Source organism: Campylobacter sp. Cr9 (assembly GCF_020138295.1).
Classification (GTDB): domain Bacteria; phylum Campylobacterota; class Campylobacteria; order Campylobacterales; family Campylobacteraceae; genus Campylobacter_E.
On the sequence record NZ_JACGBH010000013.1, the window covers coordinates 23,280 to 48,733 of the forward strand.

Here is a 25,454-nt window from a genome sequence, read left to right on the forward strand (position 1 = left end):
TGCTAAACTTTTAAAAACTTTTTAACAAGGAGAAATTATGAAAAAAGTATTATTTTCATCAGTTTGTGCAGTGGCACTACTTGGTTCTAATGTATATGCAATAGAGAGTAATAGTGTAGGTAATAGTTTAGAAACTTTTTTAAGTCAAAAAACGGAATTAGAGAATAAAATTAAAGAGCAAACTTCTTTAATAACGCAAAAACAAGAAAGTGTAAATGTAGCTAATGCTACATATCAAAACAAAGATATAGCGTATAAAAATGCAGGAAAAAACATAACAGCAGCAATAATTAATGCTGGGGATAAAGAAAGCGCAAAAAATTTAATTGAAAGAGAACATACAAGTTTAGTAAGTCAAGGTAATACCTTAAATACTCAAAAAGAGAATTTAAATTCGGAAATAGCTGGATTAGAAGCTAGTATTACGAAATGCAATGAAGATTTAAATTTGCTTAATACTGAATTAGAAAAAGCAAAATTAAGTGTAACAGAAAAACAATCAAAATACGATGAAGCTTTAAAAGTTTTAAGCGAGAAGAAAGAAAGTAGAAAAAGTTTGCAAATTGCCTATGAAGATGCGAGAAAAGATCATGAAGTAATGTTGGAAAAATATAATCTTGCAGATGAAGAAGGTAAAAAATTAATTGAAACTCAATTACAAGAAAAACTACAAGCAAAAAATTTTGCGGAACAAGCTTTAAAAAAATCAGATAATGAAATAGCACCTTTAGCAGGAGCAAAAGACCTTGCAAAAAGTGAATTAGATAGTGCTAAATTACAAGTTACTAATATTAAAAACAACCAAACAAACACAACTAATAATAAAACCAAAGCTACTGCTGATTTAGAAGTTAAAAATCAAACTTTAGCAGCTACTGCAGCAAATATTGAAGAAAACACAAAAAAACAAATTGAAGCAAAGGCTAAGTTAGATACGGCAGTGAAAACTTACGAAGAAGCTCAAGCAGCAGTTTTAGTGGCTAAGCAAAATCAAGCTAATGTAAAAGTTGAATTAGATACAGCAAGTGAGAATCTTGAAAAAGCAAAGCAAGATTTATTAACAGCTCAAGCAGAACTTGATAAGTTAAATCAAGATTTAAAAGAGCTTGAAGGAAATATCGCAAATAATACAGAAGTAGGCAAGAAGTCTAAAGAAGAAATGGGAGAAAACTATAAAGCAAGCACGCAAGAGCTAGCAAACAAACTAATTACCTTAAGTGCAGAAAATAACGGAGATTTAAGCACAGCAACTCCTGAAGTAAAAGCACAAGCACAAGCAATAGCAAATGAAATTGCAAGCGTTATTATAAACGAGCAAAAAAGCGAAATCTCAAGCGATGTTTTAAGTTCTTTAAATGTAAGCATTAATAATATGAACAAGCGTTTAGGAGAAATTCGTGGCTTAAATGAAGATTTAGGCGTATGGTTTAGAGCTTATGGCGGTCGTTTTAGCAATGATAATAGCCATTTTAACTACTACTCAACCCAAATCGGTGCTGATAAAAAAACAGATTTTAATAACGGCGATTTAATAGCGGGTGCATTATTTGGCTATGATAAAGTAAATTCAAATGCAAAATCAAAAGGCTTTAATGTAGGTGGATATTTAAGTTATATTAGCAATGATGGATATTTTGCTGATTTAGTGCTTAAATATATTCACACAGGCTACGATAAAGCTGGTATCAAATCTCAAAACTCATTCTTAGCAAGTGTTGAGAGTGGATATAGATTTAATGTTTATCAAAACACTTATTTAGAGCCAAGTTTAGAATTAATCACAGGTTATGTAGGAAAATATGAAGCACAAATTGGCAAAAACACAATCAGCACAAAATCTTATGTTCCACTAATTATTAAACCACAAGTTTTTGCTGGATATAGTGTAAATGACTTTACTTTTAGAGCTGGAGTTGGTGCGATATTAGATACTAAAAAACATACAGCAAATATTTTAATCAATGATTTAGTAAAAGGAATAAATGCAAGTTCAAGCGTAAAACTTGATAGCAATAATCGTGGTTTTGTTAGCTTAGGCGGTTCATATAAATTTAATGACAATCTAAGACTTAATTTAAGTATAGAAAGAAGCTTTGGCTCAAGTCTTACAAACGATTATGAGATAAACTCTACTATTAGATATACATTTTAATCTTAGAATTTGAATTCGGAATTTCCGAATTCAAATTCCTTTCAAAAAATCAATCAAAAACAAAAAGCAAAAAAGATTTGAATTTTATTCATAAAACAAAGGAATTAAAAGTGAAATTGAGTGGAATTTGAATTTAGAAATTCCTATTTCAAATTCCTTAAATCTTTTTAAATATTTTAAACAAATAAGCAAGAAAAAAGCAAAAGCAAGCAAGCAAAATAATGCAAGCCCCACTGCTTAATTCATAAGCAATGCTAAGCACAAGTCCGCCAAGGCAAAACATAAGAGATAAGATAACAGAAACTACCATCATAGACGAAAGTCTAGTGCAAAACATAGATGAGATATAGCTAGGAATGCAAAGTAAAGCAAGTATTAAAACCATTCCAACAACCCTTAAGCTAATTACTATACAAATAGCAGACGCAATTATTAGCATATAATAAATTAGATTTGCATTTACTCCATTTGCCTTGCAAAACTCACTATCAACGCTAACTCCTATTAATTGTCTATAAAATACAAACGCCATTAAAATAAAAGCAATATCAGCTATTATCATAATCAAAATATCAAATCTTTCAACCGCTAAAATAGCTCCGAATAAATAGCTAAAAACTACGGAATTTGAATTAGGACTTAAATCGCTTAGCAATATCCCCACACTCATTCCAAAAGCCCAAACCACGCCTATTACAGCATCTTGATTTTTGTAATTTTTTGATAAATATGCAATAAGTATTGCACAAGCTATTACAAAAGCTAAGGTGCTAAGCATTGTGCTAATTCCAAAATAAAGCGAAATCCCAAGCCCACCATAAGCTGCGTGAGTAATCCCACCAACCATTGATACAAGACGATTTGTAAGCACTAAAGCACCTATAATCCCACAAGCAATACTTACTAAAATTGCCGAAATAATTGCGTTTTGAATAAAACTATAATTTAGATATTCCATAATTTTCCCATATATCAATTTCACATAAATTATTTTTATGTGCTGCTAAATGCAACAACCTATTATTATCAATTCCCTTTGTATTTTTATGAATATGACAAGTTCTGCATATATGAATTAATTTGTTTGCATAAGTGCTAATTAAAGCTATATCATGACAAACACAAACTATGCTTATGCCTTTTTGATTAAGTTTTTTTAACAATTCAAATACTTCAATCTGCCCTTTAGCATCAATGCTAGCAGTTGGCTCGTCAAGTAATAAAATTTTTGAATCGCTCATCATAGCTCTTGCTATTAATACTCTTTGTTTTTGTCCGCCACTAAGACTTGCGAATTTTTTATTTGCTAAACCACTTAAACCTAAATCATCAAGCAATGCTAAGGCTCTTGATTTTTCTTCTTTTGTATTAAAAAAGAAAGAATATTTATGAATAGTTCCCATTAAAACAACATCTAAAACATTAATAGGAAAGCTAGGATTTATTTGAGCAATTTGCGGAACATAGCTTAATTTATCCGTTGTAATTTCAATACTACCTTTACTAGGTTTTAATAAGCCTAATAATAATTTTAAGGTAGTGCTTTTTCCACCGCCATTTGCTCCTATAATTCCTACAAATTCATTATCTTCTATACTAAAACTAACATTGCTTAAAATCTCTTCACTATCGTATGCAAAGCATAAATCATTTACTTTTATCATTGAAAAAATCCTATATATAAGCCAACAAATATAACAAAAATTAAGCTTATAATTTCTAATTTCTTACTAAATTTAAATCTAGTTACAATAAATGCACTCAAAAATATAGCAAGGCTCATTCCAAGTGCTATCAAAATTGCTGCTATAAAAGCAACAGCACCTAAACTTTGTATAAAACCAATAACCAAAATAAGTCCAGGGCAAGGAAGCAATCCTATACTAAAAGCCAAGAAATTATCAAGTGCTTTTTCGTTTTTTACTACTTTTAGGATTTTACTATTATTTGCTAGTTTAAAGCTTTTTATATTATTTGGTTTTTCTACTATATTTACGCTTTGTTTTTTTGATAATTTTAAATAAAGCAAAATACAAGCTAATAAACTTATTAAAAATCCTGAAATTTTGCTTAGATTAAACAAGCTAAAAATAGAAAAAAACCCAGCGATAATAAAAGCATTAATTAAATGAATAAATCCTACTTTTAGACTAAAAAATAATATTTGTTTTTTTGAGTTCATAAAATAAGCTGCTGTTATGCTTTTGCCATGACTTGGTAAGAGTGCGTGCAAAAAGCCATAAATTAAAGCAATAGGATATAAAAGCAAGCTATTATCTTTTAATAAAGAAATCATCTTGCTTTGTAAAGCAGCTAAAAACTTAAGCATATTTTCATAAATGCTAATTCCTGTTTCAAATTCTTTTGATTTTTCTTCAATTTTTGTAGTTGTAGCTTGAATAAAAGTTGGTGCTTTAAATTCATAATAAACAGCGTTTAAATTTATGTTTTCATTAATGCTAAAATCTTTTACTTGATATGAGTTTTCTTTTATTTTAAAATTAAAAAATCCATCAAGATCTTCAACGCTTAAAACCAAAACCCTATCAATTTTCGGAGTAAAATCATAATCTATAAAATACTCTAAAATAAGTTCTTTATCAAAACTTACTTTAATATCTTTTACAATAAACTTAATATCAATGCTTTCTCCAAAAGGCAAATCATAATATTTTAAAGTAGTTAAAAATTTTCTAGGCAATAAATAATCAAGCAAAGCAGCTTTAACCTTGATTAATTCGTTTTCATCTAAAGTTTTATCATTATTTGTATCGTAGCCATCTAGCAAGGTTTGTGAAAAATTTGAAGAAAATTCCCAAGAAATGGAATTTCCTTTAAAGCTTACATGTGCTGTTGGTGTGTATAAAGAACACAAAGCACATGCGTATATATTAATGCTTAAAACAATTATCGTTAATAATCTTAGCAAAGTTTAAAAGCTCCTTTGATATTTCGTTTGAAAGTTGGTTTATCTCAATGATTTTTAATCCACTTTCATTGTGAATGCTTTTAGCTAATTTATCATCAAATTGTGGTGCTTTTAAGATTATGCAAGCTTTTTTGTCTTTTGCAATTTCTATGATTTTTGCTAATTCGCTAGGTTTTATATCTTTTCCTTCAAGCTCTAAAGTATATTCATTTAAGCCATATCTTTTAGCAAAATAACCCCAAGCAGGATGAGAACTAATAAAGCCTTTTATATTCACATTTTTTGTTAAATCATATATTTTTAAGTTTAATTCATCTAATTCTTTTTCATATTTTTTTAGATTTTCATCAATATTTTTTGCATCTTTTGGATAAATTTGTTTTAAGGCATTTGCTGAATTGATTGCAAGTTGCTTTAAGATAATAGGGTCAGTCCAAATATGCACATCAATACTTGAATGCTCGTGATGATGGTGTTTATGTTTGTGATTGTGTGCTAGATGATGAATTAAATCTTCTTTTATTTCATCGCTTGACATATCGCTATGATAATATGTAGGCCAATTAATCATTTCTTTTAACAATTCTTCTTGACTAGAATTTCCGAAAAATATATGAAAATGCTCTAAATCTTTCGTAGGTTTAATATTGTGGTCGCTAAATTGCACATATTTAAACGGACTTTTATCGTTTGTCGCTTCAAATAAATATCTTACGCCTTTTTTTCCTGATTCGTAGGTTAAGATTTTAAATCCTACATATTTGTAATTAGATTTTATGCTTTTATTGTTTTGAATAAACTCAATGCTATCTTTTGTGATTATGATTTTTTCAACATCTGTTTTATAACCATCTAAATAATACTTTTTGTATTCTTCTTTGCTTTTGTCTTTTTTATCTTCTGCTTTTAATTTATAATACTCATCAAAATCACCATTTAAAGCGTAAGGATAAATTGATTGCCAAGCTCCAATCCAATCACTTAAATCTCTATTCTTTACATTAACATCATCAAATACTCCATTATGAGCGTCATCATCGTGTTCATGGTGATGTTCGTTTAATTCTTTATGAAAATATGTGTTTTTTTTGATATTTTCATCAATTTGAATTATTTTTATATTTGTGTTTTCAGCTAATCTTTTAAGCCAAACTTCTTCAATCTCAACTCCTATTCCTAAAAATACTTGAGCTTTGCTTAATTCTAGCATTTGCTTTGGCTTTGGCTCATAAGTATGAGGGTCTGCGCCTGCTGGCATTAGGGTTGTTATTTTTGCATTAGGGAGTAATTTTTTTACGATTTCTGCTTGTGGCAAAATACTAACGCCTACATTATTAGCAAGTAAGCTAATGCAAGCAATTGAGCTTAATAATAGTTTCTTCATTGCAATTCCTTTTCATTAATGTTTTAAAGTTGCTAGTGTAGTAAATAGTTGCTTAAATGCAACTTAGTTGCAAAAAATAAATTAGGTTTAAATTTTAATTTTTTTTGCTATTATTCACGAGATGAATTCAGTTAAGTTATTAAAAAAACACGATATCGGTATTACAGAACTTAGGATTTTATTGTTAGATGAGCTTTTAGCTGCTAAAGAGCCTATGTGTTTTGATGATTTCAAAACAAAGGCAAATAAAACTACATTTTATAGGACAATGGAGCAGTTTCAAAAGGCAAAATTAATAAATAAAATTGAGCTTGATGGCAAGGGCTATTATCAAATAAATAAGGGTAATAATGCTTTATTTGTTTGTGATATTTGTCATCATACACAAGATTTAGCATTTCCAAGTATTGATAAAATTCAAGTTAGCTCTGTTTTAGTAAAAGGCGTTTGCAAAGATTGCAAGGATAATAATGAATAAAATATTTTTTATTTTTGCTCTTTTATTAACCTTATTTGCTGATGAGAATGTTTATAAACCAATTGCTAGTATTCCTTATGATAAAGATTTGGCTAATTTAGGAAAGCAATTATATTTTGATGTTAATTTAAGCCCAAAAAAGCTTTCTTGTAATTCCTGTCATAATCTAAACTTAAGTGGTAATGGCACAAATAATTCAGGTATAAACACAGATAATGAAAACAATCCTCCTACTGTTTTAAATATAGCTTATTCAAATCTATTTTTTAAAGACGCTAGCATAACTGATCTAAAAGAACAAGTAAAAAGAACTTTAAAAACCGATATGGATATTACTCCTAAAGAATTTAATAATAGGGTTAAATTTAATGTTGCTTATCAAAAATTATTTAATAGTATAGGTTTAAGTGCTAATTACGATAATTTAGTAAATGCTTTAGTAGAATTTGAAAAAGCTCTTGTTACGCTAGATTCTCCTTTTGATTTATATTTAAAAGGCGATAAAAATGCAATTAGTATGCAGGCTAAAAGGGGTTTAAAATTATTTAACTTTTACGGATGTTCATCTTGCCATAATGGAAATAATTTTGGCGGAAATATAATGGCAGAAATTAATAAAAGCTTTTCAGTAGGTTGTAATGTTAGTGATGGAAAAGTAAAAGTTCCAACTTTAAGAAATGTTACAATAACCGAGCCTTACACTTATATAGGAGCTTTTGTAAATCTTAGCGATATGATTAGAGCAATGTCGGTGTGTCAATTAGGAATAATTATGCCTGATGAAGATGTAGATGATATAGTTGAGTTTTTAAAAACTTTAGAAGGAAAAAGACCTAAAATTTTGGAATAATAATGAATAGAGAATATAAAAATATAGAAATAAAAACTTTCGTTCAAAGAATTTTACAGATTTTTATAACTGCTTTAATGGTTGGTATTTTTGTTTGTACAGGAATATTTTTTACAAAACTTCATAAAATTGATGTAAATTACGATATAAACAATCATATTCATGAAATTATGCTTGATAATCAAGAGTTAATGTTAAATATTGAAAGACCAAGTATTTATGCAAATTTTGAAAGTAGTGGAAGAAAATTAAGTGAAATTGATACTAAAACAAGTGAATTAATAGCTTTATTGAAAGAAAATAGGCAATTAAACAAAGCAGAAGAAGAAAAATTATCACAGAGTTTAGAAAAATTAAAAAATTATGTAAAAGAATTTAATAGCTTATTAGGAACTAGTGGAAGTGATTTTAAAAGCTTTAACGTTTTATATGCTCAATCTAAATTAATTGATGTAAAGCAAAATGTTTTGGAATTTATTTTTGCAACTAAAATAAGCATTAGTTCTATTAAAAACTATGTTGATTTTCTCGATACATTGATTGAAAATAATAATAATTTAATTTTAGAATATAAAAACACAATAGCAAGCTTAAAACAAGAAAGTAAAATAAAAACCGATGATATAAAATTATTAGAAGATAGGATAAAAGCAGTTGATGAAGAAAAAACCTATCTAATTCTTTCAAGAAAATTATTGCATGGTGTTAAACAACTTCATGAAGAAAAAGAAGAAATCAAAAATTTCACAGATTTTGAAAATATTCTAACTCAATTAAAACTTCAAGTATTAACAAAGATAGAACATTTAGAAACTACAAACGAGCAGTTAATATTAGTTGGTGCTATTTTTGCTGTTTTACTTGTGTTTGTTACTTTTATTATTTTCAAATATAGCCTTGATTTAACAAGGGCTTTAGATATTTTATACAAGGCTTTTTTAAACTCTCCAATTCAACAAATTTTAATTAATACAAAAAACAAAAAGAATTTATATATTGAGTATGTAAATGATACTTTTACCTTTAATATAAACACACCAACAGAGCAAAGCGAAAATGTAAGAAAAGCTCAAGCTATGAACTTTTATGATTCTTTACATGGTGTTATTGATTTAAATGACAATGCAAAGGGTTTTGATTATGGAACGCTTATCCAAGAAAGCCATAACAAAATTCAAGAATATAATGAAAATGATATTACGGGTAGAAAAGAAACAAGGTTTTTTTCTATTTTCAGAAAAAGCATAGGTGATAATATTGAGCTTATTAATAAGGTTGATGTAACCAAAAAGATTTTACAAATTAAAGACTATAAAACCAAGCTTGATAATATGCAAAAGAAGTTAGATACCGATAGTTTAACTGGTTTATTATCATTACAAGCTTTACAAGATAAAGAATTAAAAGATGATAAGTCAAATAAAAATAACATATTTTTATATCTAAAAATTGATAATTTCAATGATTTAAGACTTAACTATTCAACAATTATGATTGATGAGATTATAAAAACTTTTGCAAGGTCTTTAAAAAATGCTTTAAATGTTAAAGATAACGATGAGGTTTTAAAAACTACAAATATATATCATTTACAACTTGATGAGTTTTGTATAGTTTATAAAAATCACGAAGAAGCAATGGCAGCAGCTGATTTAATCCAAAAACATTTTAAAGCAAAAAATGTAAATCCTATAATGGGTAAGAAAAACAAGTTTGAACTTCAAATTAATCAAAATATGGAGCTTAAAGACTTAGAATTAAACATAGGAATTTCTAGTGAGCGTGATATTAGAAAGACAAATCAAGAAGTAATCAATAGACTTGCTCAAGCAATTCTTGCAAGTTATGAAACCATAAAAACAAAAGAGCCTTATTGCGTATATAAAGAAGGTTTAAGTATAGAAAAACAACACGCAGAACAGCAAAGAGTAGTAGCACAAATAAGGTATGCCCTTGATAATGATAAGATTTTTGTAGTTTGTCAAGGCGTTCATAATTCACTTACTAAAGAAGTAAGTTATTATGAAGTATTGGTAAGACTTAGAGATGAGCATAATAATATAGTTTCTCCGGGACTTTTCTTAGATGTTGCAAGAAAAGTGGGTCTTTATAAAAATATTCAAGAAGTAGTTATTAATAAAGTTTTTGATTTGATAGAAAATTATCCTGAAGCAAAATTTAGTATAAACCTAGCAAACTCAGATATTATCAATAAAGAAACTAGAGATGTATTTGAGAGCAGATTAGCAAGGTGCTCTCGCCCTGAAGCTTTATGTGTTGAGATTTTAGAGAGTGAAAGTATTGATAAATACGATGATTTATCAAATTTCTTAACTTCAATTTCTTTAAGGGGTTGTAAGATAGCAATTGATGACTTTGGTAGTGGATATTCAAACTTTTATAGATTATTAAAAATCAAGTTTGATTATTTAAAAATTGATGGTTCTATTATTGAAAGCTTGGTTGTTGATAATAATGCTAGAACCGTTCTTGAAACGCTAGTAGGCTTTGCACACAAGCAAGGTTATGAAGTGGTAGCTGAGTTTGTTAAAAACCAAGAGATTTTAAAAATAGTTCAAGATTATGGGATAGAAAAGGCTCAAGGCTATGAGCTTAGCAAGCCTGAAGAACCACACAATATTTTTATTTAGAATTTGAATTAGGAATTTGAAAACTTTAAATATCTAAAAAGGAGGAGGGGATATGAGATTTATATTTTTAGTTGTTTTTAGTTTGATTTTAAATGCTGCTAGTTACGTTTATGAAGATAATGAAAAATATATCTTATTTAATGATGATGTTATGCTTTCAAATACTGAAAAACAAAATTTTCATAAAACAGGGCTAGTTGATAGAGCTTTTAGTAGTGTATATAAAGAACAAACACAAGAACACCTTGATTTAATAAAAGAGTTAAAACCTCATGCAAAAAAGCTAAAAAATGAATTTAAAGTGCTAAATAAATATTATTATTACTGCTTTGATACTGATTTTAAAGGATGTGAAGAATCTTACAAATATTATGATGAAAAAGCTTATTTTGATGAAGAAGGATTAAAAGAAGCAAAAGAAAGAGATTACTATATAGAAAATGTAGTTTATATTAATTATTTAAAAGATGATTTGATAACTTATTGCTACGAACATAGTGACTATTTAGGCGGTGCTCACGCTCAGTTTGGCTATGGGTGTGAGAGTGAATTTGATGGCAAGGTCTTAGGAACTGATGTTTTTAAAGATACAAATAGCGTTAATAAATTTACTAGATTAGTTGCTAATGAGCTTTTAAAAGCACATAATGATGGAAAAATCAGCATATTCAAAGATACATTAGAAGATGTTAAAGCAAATAAAAGCTTTTTACATTCTTTGCCAGTCTTTTATCAAGATGGCATAATGATATCTTTTTCGCCTTATGAAATCACGCCTTGGAGTGATGGTATGATAATAGTTTTTATACATAAAGATGATTTAAAAGGTCTTTTAAAAGATGAATATTTTAAATATTTTAAAAAGGAGCAAGAATGAGAAGTGATGTTATTAAAAAAGGCTATACAAAAGCACCTAGTAGGTCGCTACTTAGAGCTGTTGGGCTAAAAGATGAAGATTTTGCAAAGCCATTTATAGGAGTTTGCAATAGCTTTATTGAGATTATCCCAGGGCATTTTTATTTAAATAAATACGCAGAGATTATAAAGGATGAAATTAAGAAAAACGGCTGTGTTCCATTTGAGTTTAACTGCATAGGTGTTGATGATGGTATTGCTATGGGACATAGCGGAATGCTTTATTCACTTCCAAGCCGTGAATTAATAGCAAGCAGTGTTGAAACGGTGATGAACGCTCATAGCCTAGATGCAATGATAGCAATCCCAAACTGCGATAAAATTACTCCAGGTATGATAATGGGAGCGTTAAGAGTAAATGTTCCGACCATTTTTGTAAGTGGTGGCGCAATGGCTGCAGGAAAGCTAAAAGATGGCTCTCAGATTGATTTAAATACAGCCTTTGAAGCAGTTGGAGAGTATGAAGTTGGCAAAATTGATGAAGCGAAATTAAAAGAAATTGAATGCGCTGCATGTCCAGGGGCAGGAAGTTGTAGTGGAATGTTTACAGCTAATTCAATGAATTCTTTAATGGAGAGCCTTGGTATTGCACTTAAAGGAAATGGAACTATTTTAGCACTAAGCTCTGAAAGAGAAGAATTATTAAGAAAAGCAGCAAGAAGAATTTGCGAAATTGCAAAAAGCGAAGAGCTAAGCGAAAAATATAAAATTAGAAATATTTTAAATAATAAAAGCCTTAAAAACGCTCTAGTTTGTGATATGGCAATGGGTGGAAGTACTAATACAATTTTACATACTCTTGCAATCGCAAAAGAAGCTTATGCTGATGAAATAAACTTAGAATTAATGCACGAAATAGCTCAAGATACTCCACATATTGCAAAAGTAAGTCCAAGCTTGCCAGGAACTCATATGCAAGATGTAGGAAGTAGCGGTGGAATATATGCGATAATGAATGAAGTTAGCAAAAAAAGCAAATTCTTTAGCAAAGACGCACTTACTATTAGTGGAGAAAGTATCGGCGAATTAATAGCAGGTATTAATCCTGATGGTAAGGCTATTAAAACGCTTGAAAATCCATATTCAGAGCGTGGGGGACTTTGCGTATTATTTGGAAATATTGCAAAACAAGGTGCTGTAATTAAGGTTGCAGGAATTGTTGGAGATAAGGTATTTCGTGGAAAATGCGTTTGCTTTAATTCTCAAGATGAAGCAATCGCAGGAATTAGCAGTGGAAAAGTAGTAGCAGGTGATTGTGTTGTAATTCGCTATGAAGGTCCAAAGGGTGGCCCTGGCATGCAAGAGATGTTAAGTCCAACAAGTCTTATTATGGGTAGGGGCTTAGGTGCTTCGGTTGCCTTGCTTACTGATGGAAGATTTAGTGGTGCAACAAGGGGCTTTAGTGTAGGACACTGCTCGCCTGAAGCTGCTGAAGGTGGAGAAATAGGACTTATAAAAGATGGCGATATTATAGAAATTGATACTATCAAATGCACTATAAATCTATTAATAAGCGATGAAGAAATGGCTAAGAGAAAAGCAGAGTTTAAGCCTATACAAAAACCACTTAATTCAAGATGGCTTAGAATGTATAGAGCGCTTGTTAGCAATGCAAGTAATGGTGGCGTGTTAGATATTGATGGCTTAAATGAGATGAAAAACTAAGAATTTAAAATAGGAATTTCGCAAAGAAATTCCTTGATTATTATTAAAAATATCTTAATTTAAATTTTTAATTTCCTAATTCAAATTCTTTTTTATTTTTTAATAATTTTTATTTATTATTAAAATTTTTAATTGTAAAATTGCATAATTTTAAAGGAGTGGCTATGAAAAACAATTCGTTTTTAATGATAGCATTATTGCTATTTTGTGTTTTGATGAGTTCTTTTGGTTTTTTAGACCTTGCAATTGTTTTATCGGTAATTTTCATAGGCGTTAGGCTTGGTGGAATTGCTATTGGATATACCGGTGGAATAGGTGTTATTTTATTAGGTGTTTTGTGTGGGATAAAGCCTGGTGAGATTCCAACTTCAGTAATTTTAATCATAATGTCAGTTATTGCAGCAATTTCGGCTATGCAACTTGCTGGTGGGCTTGATTATTTAGTAAGTGTAGCTGAAAAAATCCTTAGAAAAAATCCTAAAAAGATTAATTATCTAGCGCCTACAATTACTTATTTTCTAACTATTTTAGCAGGCACAGGCCATACTGCTTTTTCTATGATTCCTGTAATTGTTGAAGTCGCAAAAGAGCAAAATATCAAGCCAAAAGCACCGCTTAGCCTTGCAGTTGTATCAAGTCAAATAGCAATTACAGCAAGTCCTGTTAGTGCTGCTGTTGTTTATCTTAGTGGGGTTTTAGAAGGTTTTGGATATTCTTATATTGCAATGCTTGGGGTTTGGGTAGCTAGTACATATTTAGCTTGCATAATAACAGCATTTTTAGTAACTAAGTTTAGCAATCTTGATTTAAGCAGTGATGAGTATTATCAAGAATTATTAAAAAAAGGCGAAATCGTAAAAAAAGAAAAATCAACTCAAATAATTAGCAAAGAAGCAAAGCTTAGCGTTGCAATTTTTATTATCGGAGTTTTAGCTGTAGTTTGTTATGCGACTTATCTTTCAGGCTTAAAAGCTGAGCAAATAATAATTCCAAGAGATAGTGCGATAATGTGTGTAATGCTTAGCATTGCAACTTTTATTGTCTTAGTTAGTAAAATTAATACTTCTAAAATCATTGATACAAGTGTATTTAAAAGCGGTATGAATGCTTGCGTATGTGTTTTAGGTGTTGCTTGGCTTGGAGATACTTATGTAAGCGCTCATTCAGCTGAAATAAAAGATTTTGCAAAAAATCTAGTAGAGCAATATCAATTCTTATTAGCATTTGCCTTTTTCTTTGCAAGCATGCTTTTATATTCTCAAGCAGCAACAGCAAAAGCAATCGTTCCATCAGTAATAGTTGCTCTAGGACTTAGTGAAAATCCAGAAAATGCAAAGATAATAATCGCTTCTTTTGCAGCAGTTTCAGCGCTCTTTGTGTTACCAACTTACCCAACTTTACTTGGTGCTGTTGGTATGGATGATACGAAAACTACTAGAATAGGAAGATATGTATTTAACCATTCTTTCTTTATTCCAGGGGTTTTAATGATTATCTTAAGTGTTGCATTAGGATTTTTATTTGTAAAATTTATTTAAGTTTTACTTGCAATTAATATTGTTTTTTGTATAAAATGTATCCTTTTTACACAAAGGATACATATGAAAAGACAAACTTGGACAAATAGATTAACATATATTTTAACCGTTGCAGGTGCTACCATAGGATTTGGAGCTACTTGGAGATTTCCTTATATGGTTGGAGAAAACGGTGGCGGTGCTTATGTTTTATTATTTATAATAGCTATGTTTTTAGTAGGCGTTCCTATTATTTTGGTTGAAAATATTATAGGAAGACGCGCTCATAAAAATAGTGTAGATTGTTTTAGTAAAAAATGGCAATTTATAGGGTATTTAGGACTTTTTGGAAGCTATGCAATTATGGCTTATTATATGGTTTTAGGTGCTTGGGTAATTAGCTATATTGTAAATATTATTACGAATAATTTAGATTTAACTCAAGTTATAACGGCTGAGCAAACAAGCTTACATTATGTAAATCATATTGAAAAATCTCCTTTAATGATAGCAATTTATACTTTTGTATTTGTTTTAATCAATTGGATTATTTTAAGGCGTGGGGTTATTGATGGAATTGAGCGATCGGTTAAATACTTAATGCCATTACTATTTTTATGCTTAATTGCTATGGTTATTAGAAATGTTACTTTAGATGGAGCATTAGAAGGAATTAAGTTTTATTTATACCCTGATTTTAGTAAGATAACTCCAAGCATTTTTTTATATGTTATAGGACAAGTATTTTTTGCATTATCACTTGGATTTGGCGTGATGATTACGCTTTCAAGTTATCTTGATAAAAAAGAAGATTTGTTAAAAACAGCAGTAATTACAGGCATTGTAAATACTCTTGTAGCAGTTTTAGCAGGTTTTATGATATTTCCATCGCTTTTTTCATTTGGATTAAGTCCTGATGCAGGACCTTCGCTAGTGTTTAAGACTTTGCCTATTGTATTTTCTCATATGCATTTTGGAAATATTTTTGCTATTGTATTTTTTGTATTATTACTTACGGCAGCACTTACTACAAGTTTGCCGATTTATCAAGTAATTATTTCGGTTTTAGAAGAAAAATTTAAAATCTCAAAGAAAACTTCAATTAATTTAGTTTTAGGTGGAATTTTTATTTTAGGAAATATTCCTGCATTGCTTAGTTATGGTGTGCTTGATGATGTTTTAATTTTTGGAAGAAATATTTTTGATACATTTGACTTTGTGAGTGGAAATATTTTATTTGTAATTACTGCATTATTATGTGTTTTATATGTTGCTTTTGTTTTAGGTAAAGATGAAGCTTTAAGAGAAATTAGCAATGATTATGAATTAAAAAACCCTATTTATAAAGCATGGTTTTATTATATAAAATACATAATTCCTGTTGTAATTATTATTATTTTTATTAGTGGATTTGAGAATTTAAAATCGTATATTCTTGGATTTTTTAATTAATACTACGATTTAGCTAAGCTAAATCGTAGAAATTTGTGTTTTACTTAACTTCTTCTTTTACTTCCATTTGTTCTTGAACATTTTCTGTTGTTGTTTGCTCGCTTGTGCTATTTACGCACTCAGCACTTTTGCATTCTTCAGTATTTACTGCTTCAACTTCAGCAGCACATAAATTAAGACCTAAAAAGGCAACTAATACTAAACATAATCTTTTCATTTTTCTTCTCCTTTAAAAAATGTGGCGAAATTGTAAGAGCGAAATATTAAAAATGGTTAATAACTTGAAAAATTTTTTATCAATTTTATTCCTAATTGATAAATTATGAAAAAAATAATAAGTATCATTTAGATTTGATTTATTTATAAGTTTTAGAATATGCGAAAAAATTATAAAGGCTTACTTGTGAAAAAATTATTATTTCTTATTTGTATTTTAGTAACTTCAGTAATTGCTAGAGATGATGTTGATTATTTTAAAGAAAAAGATTTGATTATTGAAAAGCTTGATAAAGGTTTAGAAGCTTATAAAAAAGGCGATGCAGCGACAGCAAGACAACTTGCAAGTGAAGCATATTTTCAGCATTTTGAAAATATGGAAGGGCCAATCGGTAGAAATATCGGAAAAAAAGGCTTTTTTATGGAGAGAAAATTTACTAATCTAAGAAGCTATTATGGAAAAGGCGAAAAAATTAATAAAATTGAAGCTTTAATCTATGGTCTTAAATTAGATTTAGAAGAAGTAACGCCTATTATTCAAGATGGTTTTAGGATAAAAGCAGTAGCATCTGATCCAAATTATGATAAAGCAAAAGCAGAAATTAATGCAAGAGAAAATTTATTAAAGTCTTGTATTGAAGGCGAAATGATGTTTGGCTCAAATGAAAGTGATGCAAGAACTAAATGCGAAGAGCAAAAAGCTGCTGAAATTGCACTTTTAGCAAAAGAAGCGAGTGGAGAAGTGCAAAAACCTGTAATGCAAAAGCCAGTGTATGATAGTCTTGAAAGTCTTCAAGCTGCTGCTTCTATTGATCCTAGACTTCAACATGTTTATGATTTATTAAGTGAAAAATTTGATGAAGCAATGCAATATAACAAGCTTGGAGAATACACAAAAGCTGCTGATACAATAGGTTCAGCAAGAGAAGAAATTTATATAAATACAAATATAGAAATACTAATAAATGCTACAAAAAATATCAATATGAGAAGCAAATTAAGAAGTTTTGGCAGTGATATTCGTAGTGGTAAAGTTAGTGAAAATGATATGAGAGAAAAAAGCGAAGAATTGCTTAATGAAATATTTGAAGTAATGACGGAAATTGATGAAAGCAATCTTGGTAAATTAAAGCTAGTTGGATATGTTGATGAAACAAAGAATGTTGATTATACTCAAGTTGCAACTGATATTAAAATCGCACTTACAAAAATCGTTCAAGATTATGAAAATGTAGGTGAAAAAGCAAGTATTAATTCTCTTCAAAGTGTTTATTTAGATATTTTTGAAGCAAAAGGCATGGAGAGTAAAATAGGTGCAATTGATTCAAGCGTTAAATTAGCAATAGAAGAGAAATTTACAAAAGGAACAGCTTTAATTAAAAGCAAGGCAAGCAAAGAAGAGTTACAAGCTAATTTTGATGAATTAAATAAATTAATTGCAAGCCAACTTGATAAGATTAGTGATACCAGTGTATGGTTTTTATTCATATCATCGCTTACAATTATTTTAAGAGAAGGCTTAGAAGCTTTAATTATAGTAGTTGCAATAATTTCATACATAATTCAAAGTGGTAATAAAGATAGATTAAACATAGCATATTCAGCTTTAGGAACGGGCGTTATTTTATCATTTATAACAGCGTTTATTGTTTCATATTTTATTAGTAATTCAGGTCAAAGTAGAGAGCTTATAGAAGGCGTTACAATGCTAATTGCAGTAGCCTTGTTGTTTTATGTTGGCTTTTGGTTGCTTAGTAATGCAAGAAATAAAAAATATGCAAGTAATCTAAAAGAACAAGCAAAAATGGCAATTACAAGTGGTAGCGCAAAAACTCTATGGTGGACCGTGTTTTTAGCAGTATTTAGAGAAGGTGCTGAGACTATATTATTTTATCAAGCATTACTTATAGATTCAGGCTCAAGTGCTGGTTTAGGTGCTGTAATAGGCGGTTTAGCATTAGGCTTAGTTATTTTAGTAATTTTATATTTCTTACTTAAAGCAGGAGCTATTAGAATACCTATAAAACAATTTTTCTTATTAACCTCAATTGTGATTTTTTATATGTGTTTTGTCTTTACAGGCAAAGGAATTATGGAACTTGTTGAGGGCAAGGTCTTAACTCCACATCTCATATCAACGCCATTTGAAAGTATTACATGGCTAGGGCTTTACCCTTATTATGAGAGCTTAGTGTTACAGGCAATAATCCTTCTTCTATTAATAGGAGGAGTTCTTTATATGCAAATCAAATCAAAGGAGAAACAATGAAAAAGTCATTGCTTAGTTTAGTTGCAGGTGCTTTCTTAGCTACTTCAGCATTCGCTGGTGAAGTTGAAATCCCAACAATTGATGGAGCAGAAAGCTATAAATTACATGGTATGGAAATAGCAGCAGTTTATTTACAACCAATTGAAATGGAGCCAAGAGGAATTGATTTAGCTGCATCGTTAGCTGATATTCACTTAGAAGCTGATATTCACGCTCTTAAAGAAAATCCAAATGGTTTTCCAGAAGGTTTTTGGATGCCATACTTAACAATAGGTTATAAATTAACAAACCTAGATAATGGTAAAACAAAAGTTGGAAAACTTATGCCAATGGTAGCTGATGATGGCCCACACTATGGTGCAAACATTAAAATGGATACAGGAATAGGTAACTATGAATTAGAATTTGTAATTGACAATCCTGAAAAACAAGGTTTTGGTCGCCACGTAGATAAAGAAACAGGTGTTGATAAGTGGTTTGATACATTTAACGTAAAATATAAGTTCAAATACACCGGAACACCTGATAAATAAGCCTTAAAAAATAGAAAGCTAATTTAGCTTTCTATAAAAATATACAAAAATAAGGACAATAATGAGTATTTATTTTATACATTTATTTCTTGAAGCTTTTGTTATTAGCTTTTTTACATCATTTGCTTGTAAAAATCATTCAGTTTATAAGATTTTAATTTCTGCATTTGTTGGTTTTATTTTTGGATATATTGCATTTTATATCATAAACTACGAAAAGCAAAACAGAATAGGATTAATCATTGCCGATAGTGTTTTGATAATTTCTTTATTATTAGTATTTTTAAGAAATATAAAAATATTTGCAATATCAAGCGTATTTTTAATAGCCTTTGCGTGTGCTATTAGATATTTTTTATTAAGTGCAAATTTTGTTATATTTGAATCTAATTTAATAGATACTGAAGGGGTTTTAAATTTCGGTTTTATTTTATTAGCTTTTTTTATATGTGCTGTATTTTTTATAAGTTTTGTATATTCTACTAAGCATGTAAAATCAAAAATTAGTATTTTAATAGCAATTATTTTGGCTTTAATGTTTATAAATGAGTGTTTAGCTGAACTTGCTTTATATGGAATGAAGACAAGAAGTATCGGAGCTTTAAGCGATAGCGATGCACTTTTAAGCTATATAGGAAAGAGTAAGCATTATGCTGAGTTTTATTATTATATTTGCTTAATTTTAGGCATTATTTATGTTGGATTATGCTTAAAACTTCGCCCTAAATACACTCAAAAACAATGCGATTTTGATATTGTTTATAGACAAAACAAAAACCTTACAAGCACAATAAACACTCACTTTAGCATTACATTTATTTTAAGTGTTTTAGCTTTTATAATCGTTTTATTTTATGATCTAGTTGCGTCTAAGCCTATTAGTATAGATGAGCCTTTAGTAATTACTCCAAAGAGTAAAACTCATTTTGAGTTTGAATTAGATAAAGTAAGCGATGGAAAATTACATAGATATGCTTATATTTCAAGCTCAGGTAAAAAGATTAGATTTTTTATAATCAATCGTTTTGCTGGCAAAATCACTCCTGTTGCCGTGTTTGATTCTTGTATGATTTGTGGGGATTTAGGATATATTTTAAAAGAAGGCGAATTAATCTGCGTTGCTTGTAATGTAAGATTATTTTTACCAAGTGTAGGTAAGGCAGGTGGGTGTAATCCAATTCCATTAAATTACGAAGTAGATGAAAAAAATAATAAATTATTAATTAAAGTAAGAGATGTTTTAGATGGGGAAAATTATTTTAGCGAAGTTGTTGAAATTGAAGTAATTGACCCTGTAAATCAAGATAAATTTTTAAACTCAAAAGCTAAAAAATCTTATATGTATAAAGGTATAAATTATTATTTTAGCACTGATGAAAGCTATGAAGAATTTAAAAAAGACCCTAGCAAATATGTAAGCTCAAACGATAATGCACCTTTTAGATTAAATGGTTATCAAAGTTAAGGAGAAGCAATGTTTTTAAGAATTATAAAAAAATCAATTTTTGGCAACTTAACTCAAAAACTCCTTAGTTTTGGCACTATTTTTCTAGCTTGTTTGTTACTTGCTTGTATGCTAAATATAACTTTAGGCGTTGGTAATGAGCTTACAAAAGAGCTTAGAAATTATGGTGCAAACATTAGCGTTGTGCCACAAGGCTCAGCACTTAGTATTGAAGTAGGAAATAAGACTTTTAAACCATTTGAGAATAAAACATATTTAGAATTAAAAGATTTACACAAAATAAAAGAAATCTTTTGGAGAAATAATATAACAGCTTTTGCTCCGTTTAAAGATGAAGTAGCAAAAATTAATGGCAAAGAGATTAAAGTTTTAGGCACTTATTTTGATAAAAATATTCCTATTGATGGCGAAGAAGATTATAAAACAGGAATCACAGGCTTATTTCCTTTTTGGAAAAGTGATAAAGATTTTGTAAATGATGAAAGCAATATCCTAGAAGCAAATATAGGAAGAGAATTTGCAACTAGATTTAATCTTAAATCAGGCGATCAAATTGATGTGGAATTTGAATCAGGAATTAAAAACTTTAAAATCGTAGGAATTATTGATAATTTAGGCGAATATGATAATAAATTGCTTATAAATATTGATAAATTAAATGAGATTTTAGGTTCAAAACCAACCTATGAAAGAGCCGAAGTTTCAGCGCTAACAATTCCAGAAAACGACCTTGCAATGCGTGCAAGACATGATAAAGATAGCTTAGATGCTGTTGAGTTTGATAAATGGTATTGCACTGCTTATGTTAGCTCAATTGCTTATCAAATAGAAGAAGACTACAAAGGTGCAAGTGCAAAAGCGCTTAGCAAGGTTGCTGATGCTGAAAGCTCAGTGGTTAAAAAAATTCAAGGCTTAATGGGAATAATATTTTTAATTTCATTAGTAGTTGCAAGCGTAGCACAAGCTTCACTTATAAATAGCGATGTTTATAGACGCTCAAAAGAAATAGGCTTATTAAAGGCTTTAGGAGCAAATAACTTACAAATATATTTGATATTTATGGTTGATTATTTATGTGTAAGTTTGGTCGCTAGTGTGTTTGGAAGTATTTTTGGATTTTTTGTAAGTGATTTAATAGCTTTAAATATCTTTTCTCATAGCATTGCTTATAATTTTATTATTATTTTTATTTGTATGTTTTTTGCTAGTTTAATTTCAATTCTTGGTTCATTAATAGCTACAAAAAACTTTATCAAACTAGAAATCGTAGAGGTGCTTTATGGCAGGAAATAATTTTTTCATAACTCAGGTTAAAAAGAGTATAGGGTTTTCAAAACAAAGATTACTTATAATTTTAATTTCTATTTTTATGGGAACTGCTGTTGCGAATGCGTTTTTAAATATTTATTTTGATATAGATAATAAAATGAGCAAAGAGCTTAAAAGCTATGGTGCTAATATGATTTTAAGTGCTAAAGATAGCGATTATGTAAATATTAGCGATGTAAATAATATAACATCACAAATAACAAGCTCAAAAATCTTAGCAATTTCGCCTTATTTATACTTTACTCCTAGTTATTCAAGTAGGCAGATTTTAGTTGCTGGAGTTAGTTTTGATGAGTTTAGAAAAATCAATAAATTTTTAACTATTTTAAAAGGTAGTTTAAGTCCTAGCGAATACAGCAAAGCTGATAGTATTTATTTAGGAATTGATTTAGCAAATACAATTGATAAAAAAGTTGGCTCAAAGCTAACCTTAAACTATAAGCAAGATTTAGGATTAGTTGAAAAAACTTTCGTAGTAAAAGGCATAATTTCTAGTGGAGATGAAATTGATGCAATGGCATTTATTAATTTAGATTCAGCTAAAGAGTTTTCAGGCGTAAAGGATAAATATTCTTATGCTTCTTTAATAATTGATGATAATTTTGAAAACCTATCAAAGCTAAGTGCAAGTATTAATAATGAAAATGCAGAGCTTAAAACAATTCCTAGCGTTAGCATTAAAGAAGGTGCAATTTTAGAAAAAATTAAAGGCTTAATGTTTTTAATCTCTATCGTAATCTTAATAATTAGCTCAACAAGTGTTAATACTACTCTTAGTTCAATTATATTTTCAAGAAAAAAGGAAATCGCTTTACACCTTGCATTAGGGGCTGCTAAAAGCGATATAGTAAAATTATTTGCTAGTGAAGTTTTCATACTTACCTTAATCGCTTCATTATTTGGCTCAGTTGGTGGGTATTTATTAGCACAATTTTTAGGAGCAATTATTTTTAATGCTAGTATTGATTTTAGATTAAGTGCGTTTGTAATAGCGATTTTAATTTCTTTTATTTTTGCTATTCTTGCTGCATATTTTCCTATCAAAAAAGCTTTAAGCATAGATATCGTAGGTAATTTAAGAGGAGAGTAAATGAGTATTATTAAAGTTAGTAATTTACACAAAAGATTTGATAAAGCACATGTTTTAAAAGGTCTTAGTTTTGAACTAGAAAAAAGTCGTTGGCTTAGTATTGTAGGTAAGAGTGGAAGTGGTAAAACAACGCTTTTAAATATCTTATCATTGCTTGATAATGCAAGTGAGGGCGAATATTTTTTAGATGGCATTAATGTAACTCATTTAAGCGAAGTTGATAAGCAAAAAATCCGCCGTGAAAAAATAGGACTAATCTTTCAACAATTTCATTTAATTCCATATTTAAGTGTTTTAGAAAATGTTATGCTAGCTCAATATTATCATTCTAGTATTGATGAAAGCGATGCAAAAAAGATTTTAGATAAAGTTGGCTTAGCTGATAGATTAGAGCATTTGCCAAGCGAGCTAAGTGGTGGTCAGCAACAGCGTCTTTGTATAGCAAGAAGTCTTATAAATAATCCTAGCATTTTACTTGCTGATGAGCCTACTGGTAATCTTGATGAAGAAAATGGAGAAATTGTTTTAGATATTTTTAAACAATTAAGAAGCGAAGGTAAAACAATAGTTTTAATCACGCATAACCCTGATTTAGCAAAAAAAGCTGATGAGATTATCACTATTAAAGATGGTCTTATTGTAAATGAATAAATTATTTTTAATAGTTTTTGCTTTATTTTTTGTAGCTTGTGATAATGCAAAGCTTAGCCTTAATGAAAAAGCTCCTGAAATATTAGCTAAGGATACAAAAGGTAATAATATTAAGCTTACAAGGCAAGGTATTGAAATAGTTGAGTTTTGGGAGAATGGCTGTGCTGCTTGTCTTAAAGTAATGGCTAGCCTTAATGATTATGCACTAAATAATAATATAAAAATTTATGCAATTAATTCAATTGATGATTTAAAAACTATTAAAAAACACGAAAATGAACATAATTATGATGCTATGATTTTTTTAAAAGATCAGCAAGACATAACTTGGTCAAGGTATGAAATATTTGCAGTTCCGACTTTATTTATCTTAAAAGACGGCGTTTATGTTGAAAAAATCTTAGGTGATAGGGGATTTAATTATATACAAGAAAAAATCAAAGGATATTTATGAGAATTATTTTAATGCTTTTATGTTTGATTTTTTGTGCTTGTAAGGATGAGTATTTTTTAACACTTAATTCAAAAGAGCCACTTAGTTTAAAATATAATGCCAAAGAAAAGGCTTTAAAAGGTCTTAGTGAGCCTTTTATGTTGTTTTTTTATTCTAAAGATTGTGGAGTTTGCGAAAAACAAATTCCTATATTAAATGAATTAAGCAAGAATTATAAAATAATAGCTGTCTTAGGAAATATGAAAAATAAGGATATGGCTGTTAAGAATTTAAAAGGTGTAACATTTACAACTATTTATGATAGTTTAGATGTTGAGTATTTAAGCAATGTAGTAGGGGGAGTCTATGGAGTTCCTGCTATGTTTATTTATGATAACAATGGTAAAATGGTAAAAAAGTTCATCTCTTTAACTCCAAAATCAGTTTTAGAAAAGGAGTTAAGAGCTGTTAAAGGAGTTTGATGAGAATAATTTGTATTATTTTTTGTCTAATTTTTAGCTTGTATGCAAAAGATTATGATAAAAGTAATTTTTCAAGCGTTATAAATGCGTGCAAAAATAACAACTCTAGTGCTTGTATTTTAGCAATTAGGCTAGGCTTACATATAAATAAGCCCTTTGTAGTAAAAGGTATGTCAAAAAATCTATGTGATAAAGATAATTCAGGCTATGCGTGTGCTTTTTATTCTCATATATCATTTAGCTATTTTGATGAACTAAGCTATCAAACCAGCCTTGAATACGATAAGAAAGCTTGTGATTTAGGTTATATTAGTTCTTGCATAAGCCTTGCTATTGTTGATAAGGCAAAATATAGCGAAGAAGGCAAAAAAGCCTTTATGTTAGCTAGTGAAAATTCTTTACATAAAGCTGCTTTATTATTTAATGCAATTTCTTGTGATGGTGATATAGAACAAGCTACTTTAATATGTGAAAATCTTTGCAAAAGTGGAGATTTAAAATCTTGTATGGGCTGTAAGGATTATTATATTATTGATGATGATGACTTACTTAAAATAGCTTTGAAAAATACCGATAAAAACTGCGAAAAAGATGTAGAAAAATGTATTAATTTATACCATGCTTATGGAAGAATTGAAGATATAGATAGTAGGGTTAAAATACTTATTAAGCTATGTGAAAAGGGCGATTATATGCATTGTAATTCAAACAATAATATAGATGAAAAGTATTTAAAAAAATATGAAAAAGAACTAAGAAAAGCAATTTATAAAGGTTGCAAGATTAATAAACTTTTATGCAACGAATTTCCATTCCAAAAAGGCTTTTGGTCTAAATAATTCTAAAAATTACGAAATAAGAATTAGCTTCTAATTCCTATTTCAAATTCCTATTTTAAATTCCTTTGATATCCACACGATTTATCCTATGCTAAATAAAGATTAAAAATCATTTTTACACTTATTATTTTCTTTAATAATAGCCTTAAATTAA

Annotated in this window: 22 protein-coding genes; 17 read left to right on the top strand and 5 right to left on the bottom strand. The window is 29.0% G+C overall.

Annotated elements, in window-relative coordinates; all coding sequences use genetic code 11:
• Positions 1-37 precede the first annotated feature (37 nt).
• Positions 38-2,152 carry an autotransporter outer membrane beta-barrel domain-containing protein gene (locus tag AVANS14531_RS07230; RefSeq protein WP_336611874.1) on the top strand — a complete coding sequence of 705 codons (2,115 nt, stop codon included), beginning with the start codon at positions 38-40 and terminating at the stop codon, positions 2,150-2,152.
• A 157-nt stretch (positions 2,153-2,309) separates the two neighbouring features.
• Here AVANS14531_RS07230 and AVANS14531_RS07235 read toward each other — a convergent pair whose 3' ends face one another.
• The 4 genes from AVANS14531_RS07235 to AVANS14531_RS07250 are packed head-to-tail and all read right to left on the bottom strand — an operon-like array spanning position 2,310 to position 6,465.
• Positions 2,310-3,110, bottom strand: a complete 801-nt coding sequence (locus tag AVANS14531_RS07235; RefSeq protein WP_442862406.1) for a metal ABC transporter permease — start codon at positions 3,108-3,110, stop codon at positions 2,310-2,312.
• Complete coding sequence (locus AVANS14531_RS07240; protein WP_239817501.1) at positions 3,091-3,816, bottom strand: metal ABC transporter ATP-binding protein; 726 nt, start codon at positions 3,814-3,816, stop codon at positions 3,091-3,093. The genes AVANS14531_RS07235 and AVANS14531_RS07240 overlap by 20 nt, the downstream gene beginning before the upstream one ends.
• Positions 3,813-5,081 carry a hypothetical protein gene (locus AVANS14531_RS07245; RefSeq protein WP_336611875.1) on the bottom strand — a complete coding sequence of 423 codons (1,269 nt, stop codon included), beginning with the start codon at positions 5,079-5,081 and terminating at the stop codon, positions 3,813-3,815. Before AVANS14531_RS07245 ends, AVANS14531_RS07240 begins: the two co-directional genes overlap by 4 nt.
• On the bottom strand, positions 5,044-6,465 hold the full coding sequence (locus AVANS14531_RS07250) for a metal ABC transporter solute-binding protein, Zn/Mn family (RefSeq protein WP_336611876.1): 1,422 nt from the start codon (positions 6,463-6,465) through the stop codon (positions 5,044-5,046). Before AVANS14531_RS07250 ends, AVANS14531_RS07245 begins: the two co-directional genes overlap by 38 nt.
• 121 nt (positions 6,466-6,586) lie before the next feature.
• Between AVANS14531_RS07250 and AVANS14531_RS07255 the strand changes: the two genes are divergently transcribed.
• From AVANS14531_RS07255 to AVANS14531_RS07285, 7 genes are all read left to right on the top strand, one after another.
• The gene (locus AVANS14531_RS07255; RefSeq protein ID WP_239817498.1) at positions 6,587-6,943 is read left to right on the top strand and encodes a transcriptional repressor; all 357 of its coding nucleotides are present in this window, start codon (positions 6,587-6,589) and stop codon (positions 6,941-6,943) included.
• Entirely contained in the window at positions 6,936-7,793 is an 858-nt protein-coding gene (locus AVANS14531_RS07260) for a cytochrome-c peroxidase (RefSeq protein ID WP_336611877.1), read from the top strand. The genes AVANS14531_RS07255 and AVANS14531_RS07260 overlap by 8 nt, the downstream gene beginning before the upstream one ends.
• 2 nt (positions 7,794-7,795) lie before the next feature.
• Positions 7,796-10,444 (top strand): GGDEF domain-containing phosphodiesterase, encoded by a 2,649-nt coding sequence (locus AVANS14531_RS07265; protein WP_336611878.1) that lies wholly within the window; start codon positions 7,796-7,798, stop codon positions 10,442-10,444.
• Between the two features lie 52 nt (positions 10,445-10,496).
• Positions 10,497-11,321: a DUF3298 domain-containing protein gene (locus AVANS14531_RS07270; RefSeq protein ID WP_336611879.1), complete on the top strand. Its 825-nt coding sequence runs from the start codon at positions 10,497-10,499 to the stop codon at positions 11,319-11,321.
• Entirely contained in the window at positions 11,318-13,024 is a 1,707-nt protein-coding gene (gene ilvD / locus AVANS14531_RS07275) for a dihydroxy-acid dehydratase (RefSeq protein WP_336611880.1), read from the top strand. Before AVANS14531_RS07270 ends, ilvD begins: the two co-directional genes overlap by 4 nt.
• 215 nt (positions 13,025-13,239) lie before the next feature.
• On the top strand, positions 13,240-14,562 hold the full coding sequence (locus tag AVANS14531_RS07280) for an anaerobic C4-dicarboxylate transporter (RefSeq protein WP_336611888.1): 1,323 nt from the start codon (positions 13,240-13,242) through the stop codon (positions 14,560-14,562).
• Between the two features lie 63 nt (positions 14,563-14,625).
• The gene (locus AVANS14531_RS07285; protein WP_336611881.1) at positions 14,626-15,993 is read left to right on the top strand and encodes a sodium-dependent transporter; all 1,368 of its coding nucleotides are present in this window, start codon (positions 14,626-14,628) and stop codon (positions 15,991-15,993) included.
• Between the two features lie 40 nt (positions 15,994-16,033).
• On the opposite strand, the gene AVANS14531_RS07290 is transcribed toward AVANS14531_RS07285, so the two are convergent.
• Entirely contained in the window at positions 16,034-16,210 is a 177-nt protein-coding gene (locus AVANS14531_RS07290; RefSeq protein WP_239817493.1) for a hypothetical protein, read from the bottom strand.
• Positions 16,211-16,369: 159 nt separating this feature from the next.
• Here AVANS14531_RS07290 and AVANS14531_RS07295 point away from each other — a divergent pair, with 159 nt between their 5' ends.
• The 9 genes from AVANS14531_RS07295 (at position 16,370) to AVANS14531_RS07335 (ending at position 25,300) form a co-directional block, all read left to right on the top strand.
• Complete coding sequence (locus tag AVANS14531_RS07295; protein ID WP_336611882.1) at positions 16,370-18,478, top strand: FTR1 family iron permease; 2,109 nt, start codon at positions 16,370-16,372, stop codon at positions 18,476-18,478.
• Positions 18,475-19,011, top strand: coding sequence for an iron transporter (locus tag AVANS14531_RS07300; RefSeq protein ID WP_239817491.1), 537 nt, complete (start codon positions 18,475-18,477; stop codon positions 19,009-19,011). The genes AVANS14531_RS07295 and AVANS14531_RS07300 overlap by 4 nt, the downstream gene beginning before the upstream one ends.
• A gap of 61 nt (positions 19,012-19,072) precedes the next feature.
• Positions 19,073-20,476 (top strand): Fe-S-containing protein, encoded by a 1,404-nt coding sequence (locus tag AVANS14531_RS07305; RefSeq protein WP_336611883.1) that lies wholly within the window; start codon positions 19,073-19,075, stop codon positions 20,474-20,476.
• A gap of 9 nt (positions 20,477-20,485) precedes the next feature.
• A complete protein-coding gene (locus AVANS14531_RS07310) occupies positions 20,486-21,769 on the top strand; it encodes an ABC transporter permease (protein ID WP_336611884.1) in 1,284 nt (427 codons plus the stop codon).
• Positions 21,756-22,895, top strand: coding sequence for an ABC transporter permease (locus tag AVANS14531_RS07315; RefSeq protein ID WP_239817488.1), 1,140 nt, complete (start codon positions 21,756-21,758; stop codon positions 22,893-22,895). The genes AVANS14531_RS07310 and AVANS14531_RS07315 overlap by 14 nt, the downstream gene beginning before the upstream one ends.
• Complete coding sequence (locus AVANS14531_RS07320; RefSeq protein ID WP_239817487.1) at positions 22,896-23,546, top strand: ABC transporter ATP-binding protein; 651 nt, start codon at positions 22,896-22,898, stop codon at positions 23,544-23,546. It begins immediately after the preceding gene.
• Entirely contained in the window at positions 23,539-24,000 is a 462-nt protein-coding gene (locus tag AVANS14531_RS07325) for a TlpA family protein disulfide reductase (protein WP_239817486.1), read from the top strand. Before AVANS14531_RS07320 ends, AVANS14531_RS07325 begins: the two co-directional genes overlap by 8 nt.
• Positions 23,997-24,461 (top strand): TlpA family protein disulfide reductase, encoded by a 465-nt coding sequence (locus AVANS14531_RS07330; RefSeq protein ID WP_336611885.1) that lies wholly within the window; start codon positions 23,997-23,999, stop codon positions 24,459-24,461. Before AVANS14531_RS07325 ends, AVANS14531_RS07330 begins: the two co-directional genes overlap by 4 nt.
• Complete coding sequence (locus tag AVANS14531_RS07335; protein ID WP_336611886.1) at positions 24,461-25,300, top strand: hypothetical protein; 840 nt, start codon at positions 24,461-24,463, stop codon at positions 25,298-25,300. The genes AVANS14531_RS07330 and AVANS14531_RS07335 overlap by 1 nt, the downstream gene beginning before the upstream one ends.
• The last annotated feature ends 154 nt before the right edge of the window (positions 25,301-25,454 follow it).